This is a genomic window from Brachybacterium sp. SGAir0954 (assembly GCF_005490785.1).
Taxonomy (GTDB): Bacteria; Actinomycetota; Actinomycetes; order Actinomycetales; family Dermabacteraceae; genus Brachybacterium; species Brachybacterium rhamnosum.
The window spans coordinates 990,058-1,003,025 of the sequence record NZ_CP027295.1 but is presented as its reverse complement, the minus strand read 5'-3'; the positions used below and the strand labels follow the sequence as shown (position 1 = coordinate 1,003,025).

The 12,968-nt window shown below is 74.6% G+C and carries 10 protein-coding genes; 2 read left to right on the top strand and 8 right to left on the bottom strand.

Going from position 1 to position 12,968, the window contains the following annotated elements; translation table 11 throughout:
- From C1N80_RS04400 to C1N80_RS04380, 5 genes are all read right to left on the bottom strand, one after another.
- Entirely contained in the window at nt 1–1,026 is a 1,026-nt protein-coding gene (locus C1N80_RS04400) for a LacI family DNA-binding transcriptional regulator (RefSeq protein ID WP_137769666.1), read from the bottom strand.
- Nucleotides 1,023–3,278 carry a glycoside hydrolase family 3 C-terminal domain-containing protein gene (locus C1N80_RS04395; RefSeq protein ID WP_137769665.1) on the bottom strand — a complete coding sequence of 752 codons (2,256 nt, stop codon included), beginning with the start codon at nt 3,276–3,278 and terminating at the stop codon, nt 1,023–1,025. Before C1N80_RS04395 ends, C1N80_RS04400 begins: the two co-directional genes overlap by 4 nt.
- A gap of 140 nt (nt 3,279–3,418) precedes the next feature.
- Entirely contained in the window at nt 3,419–4,267 is an 849-nt protein-coding gene (locus C1N80_RS04390; protein ID WP_137769664.1) for a sugar phosphate isomerase/epimerase, read from the bottom strand.
- Complete coding sequence (locus tag C1N80_RS04385) at nt 4,264–5,493, bottom strand: DUF993 family protein (RefSeq protein WP_168198017.1); 1,230 nt, start codon at nt 5,491–5,493, stop codon at nt 4,264–4,266. The genes C1N80_RS04390 and C1N80_RS04385 overlap by 4 nt, the downstream gene beginning before the upstream one ends.
- Before the next feature lie 5 nt (nt 5,494–5,498).
- The gene (locus C1N80_RS04380) at nt 5,499–6,668 is read right to left on the bottom strand and encodes a Gfo/Idh/MocA family protein (RefSeq protein ID WP_137769662.1); all 1,170 of its coding nucleotides are present in this window, start codon (nt 6,666–6,668) and stop codon (nt 5,499–5,501) included.
- Nucleotides 6,669–6,868: 200 nt separating this feature from the next.
- On the opposite strand from C1N80_RS04380, the gene C1N80_RS04375 reads away from it, so the two are divergent.
- Nucleotides 6,869–8,377, top strand: coding sequence for a hypothetical protein (locus tag C1N80_RS04375; protein WP_240811232.1), 1,509 nt, complete (start codon nt 6,869–6,871; stop codon nt 8,375–8,377).
- A 25-nt stretch (nt 8,378–8,402) separates the two neighbouring features.
- On the opposite strand, the gene C1N80_RS04370 is transcribed toward C1N80_RS04375, so the two are convergent.
- Both C1N80_RS04370 and C1N80_RS04365 read right to left on the bottom strand, forming a co-directional pair.
- Nucleotides 8,403–9,311 carry a S9 family peptidase gene (locus C1N80_RS04370; protein WP_137769661.1) on the bottom strand — a complete coding sequence of 303 codons (909 nt, stop codon included), beginning with the start codon at nt 9,309–9,311 and terminating at the stop codon, nt 8,403–8,405.
- A 16-nt stretch (nt 9,312–9,327) separates the two neighbouring features.
- Nucleotides 9,328–10,206: a phytanoyl-CoA dioxygenase family protein gene (locus C1N80_RS04365; protein WP_137769660.1), complete on the bottom strand. Its 879-nt coding sequence runs from the start codon at nt 10,204–10,206 to the stop codon at nt 9,328–9,330.
- A gap of 55 nt (nt 10,207–10,261) precedes the next feature.
- Here C1N80_RS04365 and C1N80_RS04360 point away from each other — a divergent pair, with 55 nt between their 5' ends.
- Nucleotides 10,262–11,104: a helix-turn-helix domain-containing protein gene (locus C1N80_RS04360; protein WP_137769659.1), complete on the top strand. Its 843-nt coding sequence runs from the start codon at nt 10,262–10,264 to the stop codon at nt 11,102–11,104.
- 34 nt (nt 11,105–11,138) lie between these two features.
- Here the strand turns inward: C1N80_RS04360 and C1N80_RS04355 are convergent, their stop codons facing one another.
- Nucleotides 11,139–12,653: an HNH endonuclease signature motif containing protein gene (locus C1N80_RS04355; RefSeq protein ID WP_137769658.1), complete on the bottom strand. Its 1,515-nt coding sequence runs from the start codon at nt 12,651–12,653 to the stop codon at nt 11,139–11,141.
- Nucleotides 12,654–12,968 lie beyond the last annotated feature (315 nt).

Below are 12,968 nucleotides of genomic sequence, written 5' to 3'. Positions count from 1 at the left end.
TCAGACGCTCCCGCGCTCGACGACCCGGAAGCGCGGGGCGGCGCCGTCGAGCACGGCGCTCCCCCGCAGCGCGGACGGTTCGATCATCGCGAGCCCCTCGGCGAACACCGCACGGGCGAGGCCGGCGGGGTCGTGGTCGATCGTGGTGAGCGGCGGGTCGAGGTGCGCGGCCATCGGCTCGTCGTCGATCCCGATCACCGCGATCTCCCCGGGCACGGCCACGCCCTCCTCCCGGGCGGCGTGCAGAAGCGCGGCGGCCCAGAGGTCGTTGTAGCAGGCCACGGCCGTGACAGGCGGCTCCGCGGCGCGCCACTCGCGCAGCAGGGCGCGCAGGTCCGACAGCGGCGCCGCGGCGGCGATCCGTGCGCTCCGGGGCGCGGGCAGGGCCGCCGCCGCGCACGCGCGCTCGATGCCGGTGCGGCGCTGCGCGTCGAGCTCGGCGAGCTCCGGGTCCTCCGCGCCGAGGTGGGCGAGGTGCGCGTGCCCGGCCGTGCGGAGGTGCCGCACCTGGAGGTGCGCGACGGGGTCGCCGTCCTCACCTCCGGGGCACGCACCGGTGTCCGGCGTGGTGGGCGTGCGGGCCGCGTCGAGCACGGTCCGCTCGGGGGCGGTGAGCACGGCGAGGGCGAGCACGAGCTGCGGCTGGAGGTGCTGGAGCGCCGCCTCGAGCGCGCCCGCGTCCCCCGCGCGCAGCGACACCAGCGAGTAGCCGTGCTCGCGGGCGAGGGCGGTCAGCGTGTCCGTCAGGACGGCGAGGTTCCGCCCGTGCGGCAGCGCGGGGGAAAGCGCGAGGATCACGGGCGGGAGCTTGCCGCGCAGGGCCCGGGCGCTCGGGTTCGGCACGTAGCCGAGCGCCCGGGCGGCGTCGAGCACCTTGCGGCGCGTGGCCTCGGGCAGGGGCCGGTCGGGCCGGTCGTTGAGCACGTAGCTCACCGTCGCCCGCGAGACCCCGGCGTGCTGGGCGACGTCCGCGCTGGTCACGCGCCGGCCGCGCTCCGGGGCGCCCGGCCACTGCCCGTCGGTCACGACCGGCCGTCGCCCGCGTTGACGCGGTCCAGGAACTCCTGGATCTGCTCCGGGGCGAGCCCCGCGAAGCCGGTGAGGCGGCCCACCGGGATCTGCTCGAACATCTTCACCATCTCCGGGTCCTGGAAGAGCGGGCTGTCGCCCACGAGCTCCTGGAGGGCCTCGGTGCCGCCGGGGATCGCGGAGAGCTCGAGCGGGGTGGTGGAGAAGGTCGCGGGGATCCGCGGCTCGGTCCCCTCGAGCGCGACCTCGGCGGAGAGGGGCAGGTCCCGGCTCGAGGCGCCCACCTCGACGCGGTAGGTGCCGGCCTCGACAGCCCACTGCCCGGCGCGCGCGTCCCAGTACTGCAGCTCGGTCTCGGGGATGTCGATGCGCACGGCGGCGGAGGCGCCGGGGGCGAGGGTGACCTCGGCGAAGCCCTTGAGCTCGCGCGGGGCGCGGGAGATGGCGCTTCCGGGAACGGCGACGTAGGCCTGCACGACCTCGCGGCCCTCCCGCTCGCCGGTGTTGGTGACCTGCACGGTGACCACGAGGCCTCCATCCTGCTCGGCGACCTCGAGGCCCTCGTGGGAGAAGGTCGTGTAGCTCAGGCCGTGGCCGAAGGGGAAGGCGACCTCGGTGCCGCGCTGGTCGAAGCCGCGGTAGCCCACGAAGAGGCCCTCGCCGTAGGTGACGCGGCCGTGCTCGCCCGGGAAGTACGGGGTGGAGGGGACGTCCGCGAGGCGCAGCGGGATGGTCTCGGCGAGGCGGCCCGAGGGGTTCGTGCGGCCCAGCAGGACCTCCGCGGTGGCCTCGCCGCCGGCCTGGCCCAGCAGCCAGGCCTCGAGGATCGCGGGTGCCGAGCGGAGGGTCTCGGAGAGGCGGATCGCGGAGCCGTGGGTGAGGACGACGGCGGTGCGCGGGTTCGCGGCGAGGACCTCCTCGAGCAGGCGCTCCTGCTCCGCGGGCAGCTCCATGTCGGCGCGGTCGAAGCCCTCGGACTCGACGTCCTCGCCGAGGCCCAGGAAGAGGACGACGGTGCCGGCGGTGCGGGCGAGCTCGACGGCCTCGGCGCGCAGGGCGTCGGGATCCGCGGCCTCGTCGGCCCCGGCGGAGAAGCCGCGGGCGAAGGGCACCTCGCCGAGCTCCGTGCGCAGCGCCTCGAGGGCGGAGGTCACGCGGGTGGCGTTGACGTGGGAGGAGCCGGCGCCTTGGTAGCGCGGGGTCCGGGCGAAGTCGCCGATGACGGCGAGGCCCGCGGCGGCGTCGCCCTCGAGAGGCAGCAGGCCACCCTCGTTGCGCAGCAGCACGATCGCGCGGCGGGCGGCCTCGAGGGCCACCTCGTGGTGGGCGTCCGCGTCGTAGGTCGCGGCGGGGTCGCGGTGCGCGGCGCCCTGGCGCAGGAGCCGGGCGACCTTGCCGGCGGCGCGATCCACGGCGGCCTCGTCGACCGTACCCTCCGCGAGGGCGGCGGCGAGGGCCTGCTCGGCGCCCGGATCCGCGGGCATCTGCAGGTCCAGCCCGGCGGCGACGGCGGCGGGGCGGTCCACGACGGCGCCCCAGTCGGAGACGACGGCGCCCTCGAAACCCCACTGCTCGCGGAGCACCTCGGTGAGCAGGAAGCGGTTCTGGGAGACGAGGGTGCCCAGCACCGAGTTGTAGGAGCACATGATCGTCCAGGGCTGCGCGCGGGTGACGACGGAGCGGAAGGCGCGCAGGTAGATCTCGTGCAGGGTGCGCTCGTCGACGGAGACGTCCACGCGCATGCGGTCCGTCTCCTGGTTGTTCAGCGCGAAGTGCTTCACGGAGGTGCCGACGCCGCGGTCCTGCATGCCGTCGACGTAGGCGACGGCGAGCTCGCCGGCGAGGTGGGGGTCCTCGGAGAAGTACTCGAAGTTGCGGCCGCACAGGGGCGAGCGCTTGATGTTCATGCCGGGGCCGAGGACGACGGAGACGCCCTCGGCGAGGGCCTCCTCGGCGATCGCCGCGGCGACGGCGGCGGCGGTCTCGCGGCTCCAGGTGGCGGCGAGGCCGACGGCGGGCGGGAAGCACGTGGCGGGCACGGAGTCGTTCAGGCCCAGGTGGTCCGCCTCCGCCTTCTGGGTGCGCAGGCCGTGCGGGCCGTCGCTCGTCATGATCGGCTCGAGGCCCAGGCCGGGGGCGCCGTGGGTGCACCAGAAGTCCTGGCCGCCGGTGAGCGCGACCTTCTCCGCTGCGGGCAGCGGGGCGACCTCCGCCGCGTCGACCGTCGTGCTCGTGCCGTCCTGGCCCATGTCGTGCTCCTCTGCGAGATCCGTGCCTGCTCCGGGCAGGTTACTCGTGTCAGCTGGGTCGCGGGAGGACCTCCGGCGGCGATGCGCGGGCCCGCCCGGGGAGCAGGTCCACGCGCTCGCCTACTGGAAGCGCGGCTGAGTCAGGCGGAGGGCAGCACCAGCTGCTCGAAGCGCTCGCGGACGATCCGCACGGCGTCGTCCACCGGGGTCGCCCAGACGTCCTCGTTGAAGATCTCCACCTCGATCGGGCCGGTGTAGCCCGCGCCCGCGACGAGCCGGGTCACGGCGGGGAAGTCGACGAAGCCGTCGCCCATGTAGCCGCGGGAGTGCAGGGTCTCCGCAGCGAGCGGCAGGTTCCAGTCGCACACCTGGTAGCCCATCAGCCGCCCGCTCTCCCCCGCGCGCGCCACGGACGCGGCGAGCTGCGGGTCCCACCACACGTGGTACGTGTCCACGATGGTGCCGACGGCGGCCGATCCCACCGCCTCGGCGATGTCGAGCGCCTGCGCGGTGGTCGAGACGACCCCGCGATCGGCCGCGAAGATCGGGTGCATGGGCTCGATCGCGAGTCTCACGCCGGCCTGCTCCGCGTGCGGGGCGAGCGCGGTGATGTTCTCGACGACGCGCTCGCGGGCCGCGACGAGGTCCTTGTCCTCCCGGGTGAGCCCGCCGACGACGAGCACGAGCACGTCCGTGCCGAGGCCCACGGCCTCGTCGATCGCGCGGCGGTTGTCCTCGAGCGCGGCGGCGCGGTCGGTCGGGTCCGCGGCGGTGAAGAACCCGCCGCGGCACAGGCTCGTCACCGCGAGACCGGCGTCGTCCACACGCCGGCGCAGGGCGTCCAGGCCGATCTCCGCGACGTCCTGGCGCCACAGGCCGATCCCGCCGATCCCCTCGGCGACGCACGCCTCGAGCAGGTCCTGCAGCGGGGTGGTGCGGCAGGTCCAGCGGTTGATCGAGAGCCGCGGGACGGCGACGGGGGCGCTCATCGCGCGGCTCCGTCGACGGCAGTGACCTCGAACCCGTGCAGGGACAGCAGCGCATGCCAGCGCGCGGCCGCGAGCGGCGGGTCCTCGAGGTTGCCGGTCGCCGCGGCCAGCTCGACCGTGCGGGAGAGGTGGGGCAGGCTGCGGGCGGCGTGCATGCCGCCGACCATCGAGAACGCCTGCTGGTGGCCGTTCAGCCAGGACAGGAAGGCGACGCCGGTCTTGTAGTGGAAGGTGGGCGCGGAGAACACGTGCCGGGCGAGCCGCTCTGCGTCGTCGAGGATGCGGCGGGCCTCGGCGCGGCCCCCGCGGTCCAGGGCCTGCACGGCCGCGGAGGCCGCCGGGGCGGTCGCCGCGAAGGCGCCGAGCAAGGCGTGGGAGAAGGCCCCGTCCTCGCCGACGATGAGGTGGGAGAAGTGGAAGTCGTCCCCCGTGAGCATGCGGACCCCCTCGGGGAGCCGCTCGCGCACGGCGACCTCGGCGGCATCGTCGAGCAGGCTCATCTTCACTCCGCGCACGCGCGAGGGGTCCTCGCCGATGATCCGCAGCAGGGTCGCGGAGGCCTCGGCGGCGTCGGTGCTGCCGAAGTACCCCTCGAGCTGCGGGTCGAAGGCCGTGCCCAGCCAGTGCAGGACGACGGGTGCGGTCGCGGCGTCGAGCACCCGGCGGTAGACGCTCTCGTAGTCCGCGGCGGAGCGGGCCGCGCGGGCGAGGTGCCGGGAGGCCATGAGCACGGCGCCCGCGCCGGTGGCCTCGGTGGCCGCGAGCTGCTCGCGGTAGGCGTCGACGATCTCGTCGAGGCTCAGCTCCACCTCGGGGCGCTGGTCGGTGGAGACCCCGGCGACGACGAGGTCGCGCACCTCGGCGCCCGCGGGGAACAGCCGCGCGATCGTGGGATTGGCGAGGGCCTCGCGGGCGGCGCCCGCGGTGCGGGTGATGAGCTCGCGGGTCGCCGCGGGGTCCAGTCCCATGCCCCGCTGCGCGGTGTCCATGGCGTCGGCGACGCCGAGGCCGCGCCGCCACATGCTGCGACGGAAGGCGAGGGTCGCCTCCCAGTCGAGGTCCGCGGGGGCGCCGGGGGCGGTGTCCGAGGCGGGGCGGGGGATGACGTGCACGGCGGCGTAGACGGTGCGCGAGCGCAGCGGGCCGCACGGCGGGGCGAAGGCCGCCGCGGCGCCGAGCTCGACGGTGCGCAGGGAGCCGTCCTCGTCCAGGAGGTGGAGGTCCATGCCGCTCACGCCTCCGTGAGCGGGTCGAGGGCGATCCGGCGGCCCTCGGCCGCGCTCGCGAGTCCCGTCTCCGCGAGTCGCACGCCGCGCGCGCCGGCGAGCAGGTCGTAGGGGTACTCCGCCCCGCGGCCCTCGCCGACGTGGCGCAGGAAGTCCTCCCACTGGACCTTGAAGCCGTTGTCGAAGCCGGCGGGGCCCTGGTTGTCCGGGACCTCGATCCAGTCGTCGTGGTAGTTGTGCTCGTCCTTGACGTCGGGGTTCCACACGGGCTTCGGGGTCGCCTCGCGGGGCTGGATCCATGCCCCGTGCAGGCCCACCACGGCGGAGCCGTCGGTGCCGTCGATCTGGAACTCGACGAGCTCGTCGCGGTGCACGCGCACGTCCCAGCTCGAGTTCATCTGGACGACGGTCCCGCCCTCGAGGCGGAACACGCCGTAGGCGGCGTCGTCGGCTGTCGCGGTGTACTTCTCGCCGTTCTCGTCCCAACGCTCGGTGATGTGGGTGGCGGTCTGGGCGTAGACGTCCTCGATACGGCCGAACAGCTCCTCGATGACGTAGTTCCAGTGGGGGAACATGTCCGCGACGATGCCGCCGCCGTCCTCCGCGCGGTAGTTCCAGGAGGGGCGCTGGGCGGGCTGCCAGTCCCCCTCGTAGACCCAGTAGCCGAACTCGCCGCGCACGGAGAGGATCCGGCCGAAGAAGCCGGAGTCGATCAGGCGGCGCAGCTTGAGCAGGCCGGGCAGGTAGAGCTTGTCGTGGACCACGCCGGAGACGGCGCCGGCGGCCTTCGCGAGGCGGGCCAGCTCGAGGGCGTCCTCGAAGGTCTCCGCGGTGGGCTTCTCGGTGTAGATCGCCTTGCCGGCGGCGATGGCCTGCTTGAGGTTGTCCAGGCGCCTGCTGGTGACGAGAGCGTCGAAGTAGACCTCGTAGTCGTCGTCGGCGAGGGCGGCGTCGAGGTCGGTGGTCCAGTTCTGCAGGCCGTGGCGCTCGGCGATCTCCGCGAGCTTCTCCTCGTTGCGGCCCACGAGCAGCAGCTCGGGCAGCAGGCGGTCGCCGCCCGCGAGCTCGACGCCGCCCTGCTCGCGGATCGCGAGGAGGGAGCGGACGAGGTGCTGGCGGTAGCCCATGCGGCCGGTGGCCCCGTTGACGATGATGCCGATGCGTCGAGTGGCCATCGGTGACTCTCCTTCGAGTGCGTGGTGCGTGGTGCGTGATGCGAGGTGCGTGTGTGCGGTCGCGGTCGCGGCCGGCCCCATGGCCGGTAACCGCTTTCCGTGGGGCTCAGTAGAGCACGCGGACGGCGCATCTTTCAAGCACGGGTCATCGACGCGCCCCGGACGACCGCCCGGACGCCGCCTCCCCTAGGGTGGCGCCCATGCGCCGACCCTCCCGCCGTTCCCTGCTGCGCGGCACCGCCCTCGCGGCGGGCGCCGGCATGACCACCGCCGGCCTCGGCGCCTGCTCGCTGCTGCGCGGGGACGGGACCGTCCGCACGGTCGGCGACGTCCCCGCCTCGACGGTCCTGCCCGCGGGGGACGCCTCCGCGGGGACCCTCACGCTCTCCTCCGCGCTGCTCGAGGCGGCGGACGTCGTCGTCCTCGCCGACGAGGACTCCGCCCCCGCCCTCGCCGCGCTCACCGGCCCCGCCGGGATCCCGCTGCTGATCGGCACGGGCGAGGCCGTCGCGGCCGAGCTGGACCGGCTCGGCGCCGGCACGATCGGCGCGCCCGCCGGCCTGAACACCGGCACCCTCGCCGAGGGCCGCACCCTCCACGAGATCGACCTCGCCGCCGAGGACCCCCTCGAGGACCTCCCCACCCCGCGGCTCGAGCAGCCGCCCGAGGGGCTCACCGTGCTCGTGGACCCCGAGCAGTCCCCCGCCCTCGCCGCCGCCGCGGGGGCGCTCGCGCGCGCTGCCGGCGCCAGGACGCTCCGCACCCCCGGCGGGGACCCCGGCCGCAGCGCGCAGAGCGTCGCCGCCGTGAAGGAGGTCGCGGGCGAGGACCCGTCCACCGGACTGCTCGCCCTCGGGCCGGGCTTCGGCGCGGCCGACGCCTGGGAGGCCCGACTGCAGCGCGTGCTCACCGTGCCCGAGCTGCCCGGCGGCGGGCAGACCGTCTTCCCCGGCCGCCGCATGGTCGCCGCCTACGGCACCCCCGGGGTCCCGTCGCTGGGGATCCTCGGCGAGCAGGACGTCCAGGCGACCATCACCCGGGTCCAGGAGCTCACCGCGCAGTACCAGGCGCTCACCGACGAGGTCGTCGTCCCCGCCCTCGAGATCATCGCGACGCTCGCCTCCTCCCAGCCGGGGGCCGACGGCGACTACTCGCGCGAGCTCGGCATCGACGGCCTGCGCGAGTGGGTCGACGCCGCCGGCGAGGCCGGGGTGTACGTGGTGCTCGACCTGCAGCCCGGCACCGAGTCCTTCCCCTCCCAGGCGCAGCTCGTCGAGGAGCTGCTCACGGCGCCGCACGTGGGCCTCGCCCTCGACGCCGAGTGGCGGCTGGAGCCCGGCCAGAAGCACCTCGAGCAGATCGGCTCGGTGAGCGCCGCCGAGGTCAACGGGACCGCGCAGTGGCTCGCCGAGCTCACCGCCCGCCACGACCTCCCCCAGAAGGCGTTCGTGCTCCACCAGTTCACCCGCTCGATGATCACCGACCGGCAGGACCTGGACACCTCGCATCCCGAGCTCGCGATGATCGTCCACGCCGACGGCGCCGGCACCCCCGATGACAAGCTCACGACCTGGCGCGCCCTCCAGAAGGATCTGCCCGCCGGGATCGTCATGGCGTGGAAGAACTTCTACGACGAGGACGCCCCGATGTTCACCCCCGAGCAGACCTACGACGTCGAGCCGCGCCCCTGGTTCGTCTCCTACCAGTAGCCCGCCGGATTGAGCGCCCCCGCGGTCAGAGCCGCGCGGCGAGCAGCTCGAGGGAGCGCGCGCCTCGGAAGGCGTGGCCGCCCTCCTCGACGACGAGCTGCGGGGCGGGCCCGCCGGTCGCCTCCCACACGGGGCCCAGCGCGGCGAAGGCCTCCCGGGTCGCCTTGATCGGGAAGATCGGGTCCTGCTCGCCCGCCTCGATGACGAGCGGGCGCGGGGCGATGAGGGCGGCGATGTCGGCCATCTCGAGCTCCGGCAGCAGCCCGGGGACGATGTTGCAGGGGCAGTGCCGGATCGAGGCGATCGACGCCGCGAAGCTCGAGAAGTAGGTCGCGACCAGGGATGCTGCGATGCTCGGCTCCACGGCGGCGAGCAGCAGCGCGACCGCTCCCCCGCCGGAGCCGCCTGCCACGCCCACCCGCTGCGGGTCCACGCCGGGCAGGGTGCGCAGGGCCTGCGCGGCGGCGCGGGCGTCGGCCACGCGGGCCCCCATGACGGGGGCGCCGTGCAGCAGGTGTCGGGCGGCGTCGATCCCGCAGGTGCTCTCCGCCGGGTCCTCCGGCACCGCGCCGCCGGGGCGCGCGAAGCGGCGCCGGCCGAAGCTGATCATCTCCGGGCACAGCACCGTCATCCCGGCCGCGACGAGCTTGCGGGCGAGCGCGTCGTGGTAGCCGTCGGGCTCGACCAGGTCGTCGATGCCGCGGCCGTGACCGGCGACGAGCACCACGGCGGCGCCGCTCGCACGCGCCGGCTCGGGGCGCAGCAGGAAGGCGGGCACGCCCTCCTCCTCGCCGGGCACGCGGATCTCCACGGACTCCGCGCCGTCGGGCGTCCGGTCGTCGGGGCGGGGCGCGAGGTGCGCCGCGCCGGGGGTCCCCTCGGTCAGGCCGAGCAGCGCGCGCAGGCGGTCCCGGGAGGCGTCGGCTGCAGTCATGACCGAAGACTAGGCGTCAGTGGTTGCTCGGGATCCACCCCTCGCCGCAGGTGCCGCCCATCTCCGCGGCGTCGATGCGCACCTCCTCGCCGCGGGCGTCGAGCAGCGGCTGGTAGCTCGAGGCGACCTCGCGGCTGCCCTCGGGGATGTAGTGGAGGATCAGCGAGCGGCGGAACCGGTCCGTGCTCGTGTTCGGCTTCGAGCCGTGCACGAGGCTGCCGTGGAAGATCAGCATGTCGCCGGCGCGCATGTCCGTCTGCACCACGCGCAGGTGCTCGGGGATGGAGACGGTGATGGTCGTGAACGATTCGGCGGCGTCGGCCTCCTCGGGGCACTCGATGTCGTAGCGGTGGGTGCCGGGGACCACGCCCAGGGCGTCGTTCTCGCCGTCGCAGTCGTCCACCGCGATCCAGGCGGCGATGCAGGTCTCGGGGTGGGACTGCAGGAAGTAGTTGTCCTGGTGCATGGCCTGGCCGCGGGCGCCCGGGGGCTTGAAGTAGAACATCGACTGCGCGGCCCAGACGGGTCCGACGGCCTCCTCGACGCGGCCCATGACGCGCCGCTCGAGCAGCCACCGCCGGGCGAGGCGGCCGGGGGCGTGGTCGTCACGGTGCGGCTGGATCATGCGGGGGTAGGCGTGGAGGGGGTCGTCCTCGGGGGTCTCGTGGAAGGCGCCGCCGGTGCCGTCCTCCTCGATGTGGCGCGTGTACGTCTCCCGCAGCTCGGCGATCTCCTCGGCGTCGAGCACGCGGCGCAGGTGCACGGCGCCGCTGCGCTCGTAGGCCTCGGCGAGGACGGCGGGGTCGAGGCCGGCCGCGTCGAGGATCAGGAGATCGACGTCGGGGGCCGGGGTGCCTGTGCTGATGTCTGAAGGGCTGTCGGAGAGGGTCGTCATGGTGCGAGTCTTGTCATGGCGACCGTCGGCGACCAGGTGATCGGAGGGTGGGGACATGGATGATCCTGCTGCGCGCGCCCAGGCGCCTGCTGTCGAGGTGCCTCCGCCGGAGTTCGGCCGGGTCGTCGCCGGGGAGCACGACGAGGGCGCCGGGTACCACGTACGCCGTTCGCGGGGGACGCAGGACTGGCTGCTGCTGCACACCGTCGCCGGGGCGGGACTGCTGCGCCCGTCGGCCGGTCCGCCGCTGCGCCTGGGCCCAGGTGCCGCGGCGCTGATCGCGCCGGGCACCGTCCACGACTACGGCACGGATCCCGCGGGCGGGCGCTGGCGGCTGCTGTACGCCCACGTCCATCCGCCGGCGAGCTGGACGGCGCTTCTGGACTGGCCGGAGGCCGCGCCGGGGACGGGGCTCATCACGCTCGGGGCGGAGGTGGAGGCGCGCGTGCTGCCCTCGCTGCGCTCCGCCGCGCGGGCTACGCGCCTCGAGGTGGGGCGCCCGGAGCTGTTCGCGCTGAACGGGCTCGAGGCGGCGCTACTCTGGTACGACACGCAGAACCCGCGCCGGCACCGGATCGACGAGCGCCTGCTGCGCGTGCTCGAGCACATCGACGCGCACCTCGCGGAGGACCTCTCGCTGCGCCGGCTCGCCGAGGTGGCGCACCTGTCCCCGTCGCGGTTCTCGCACCTGTTCTCCGCGCAGGTGGGGTCGGCGCCCGCCGCGTACGTGGAGGCGCAGCGCCTCGAGCTCGCCGCGCACCTGCTCGAGCTCACCCCGGATCCGGTCGCCCGGATCGCGAGACGCGTGGGCTACGCGGACCCGCTGTACTTCTCGCGGCGGTTCCGCGCCCGGCACGGGGTGAGCCCGCGCGAGCACCAGTCGCGCCGACGCGCTTGACCCACGGCGCATTCCCGCGCATCCGTGCATCCGGTCAGAAGGGCGGTTCCTGGAACTCGGGGAACTCCGGTGGTGGAGGGTCGACACCGGGCGGACCGTCCCAGGCCGTGTAGTGCTCCTCGTGGAAGGCGTACCAACGCTGCCACATCGCCTCCTCCTCGGGGGTGGCGAAGCAGCACTCGCGCTCCATGCGCTCCCACACCGGGGCGTATCTCTTCTCGTCCAGGTAGAGGTCCCAGAGCCGCTGATACTCGGCGGCGAGGGTTGCGGTGACGAGGTCCCGGTTCGTGGTGACCTCACTCCAGGCGGTCCCGTCGACGGACCAGCGCGTGGCGCGGCCGCCGTCCGTGCGCTCGGGGTCGAGCCGGCCCTGCGTCTTCGCCGCATGGTGGCGCCGGCACAGGCCGTGGAGGTTCGCGGGGGTGGTGGGGCCGCCGCGGCACGGGTGGAGGTGGTCGAACTCCTCGATGTGGTCGACCTCCCCCGCGTCGACGAGGGTGCGGGTGCAGCCGGGGACGGCGCAGACGGTGTCGACGAGCTTCACGTGCTCGAGCATCGCCCGTGAGGGCCGGTACTGCTGCGCCGCGACGGGCAGGAACTCCCCGCTGATCGGATCGGTCAGCACGCGGTGCCACACCGGTGCGTCCCCGCACAGGGCCCGCGCCATCTCGGCGGGGATCGGGATCGTGCCGTCGAGCGTGCCGGGCGCATCGCTCACGCCGAGGAGGGACAGGACGGGGACGACGAGGTGCAGCCGCAGCGGCATCCGCGGCACGGGCACTCCCCCGGTGGCGATCGTCGAGCGGGTGAGGAGGAGATAGCGGATCGCGCCGAGCGTCATGTGCCGCCCCGCGGCGGCGGCGTCGCCGTCCACGTCCCAGGGGATCTCGACGTCCTGCGCCCCGGCGGCGATCCGTTCGAGGGCGTGGCGCTGCGCGTCCTGCACCGCACGGGCCGCCTTGTCCAGGCGCCGGCCGAGGCCCAGGATCTCTGGGATCGGCCCCGTCACGCTCAGGCATGCGGTCGCATCGGCGTTCACGTCGATCCGCACGTCCCGCTTCGACTCGGGGGAGCCGTCCGCTGCGGTGCGACCGAACCAGAGCACGAGTGTGCGCAGCAGGGTCCAGAAGCGGTCCGGGGACAGGGAGTCCAGCTGCCAGCCCGCGACCTGCTCGTCCACCAGATGCCGCTGCTCGGCGGTCAGATCCCGGACCGAGCGCAGGACGTGGTCGAACCATTCCGCGGGGAGCGCGCCGGCCTCGACCTCGGCGAGGCAGCGGGGCAGGTCGGTGACGCCGACGAAGGCATCGCGCTGACGGGTCGTGGCGCGGCCGATCCTGGCGCGCAGCACCATCCCCACCGCCGCCGCGTTCACGTCGCCGTCCTCCTCCCCCGCCTTCGCGTCCCACAGGGCGGCGAGGTCCCGCAGCTCAGCGACGTAGAGCGCCGCGAGCACGGTGCGCCGCCGGTCCAGGAGCCGACGGAGGACCACGGCCTCCTCGGACTCCTCCTCCACGAGCGCGAGGCCGGCGATGGTCCCCGCCGTCACCTCGCTCCGGCCCTTCACCGTTCCCCGCAGGACGCGCGGGAGCGCCTGCTCCGGCTCCCCCGGCCGGCGCGCAGCGGAAGCAGCCGACTCCTCAGGGAGGAGCGCGGGAGTGGGAGTGGGAGGCGGCGAGCCCTCCTCGCCGCGCGGCACGGGCTCGCGCGAGAGCGTCGACATCACCCACCACCTCCCTCGCACCGACCGGGATCTGCATGCGGAAGGACGGGGAAGCGTCAGCGATTCCCGCCCGTCACGTTCCCTCCATTTTAGAACAGTTGATCGATGATCACCAGGGCCCGTCGAGAACTGCCGAAGAAT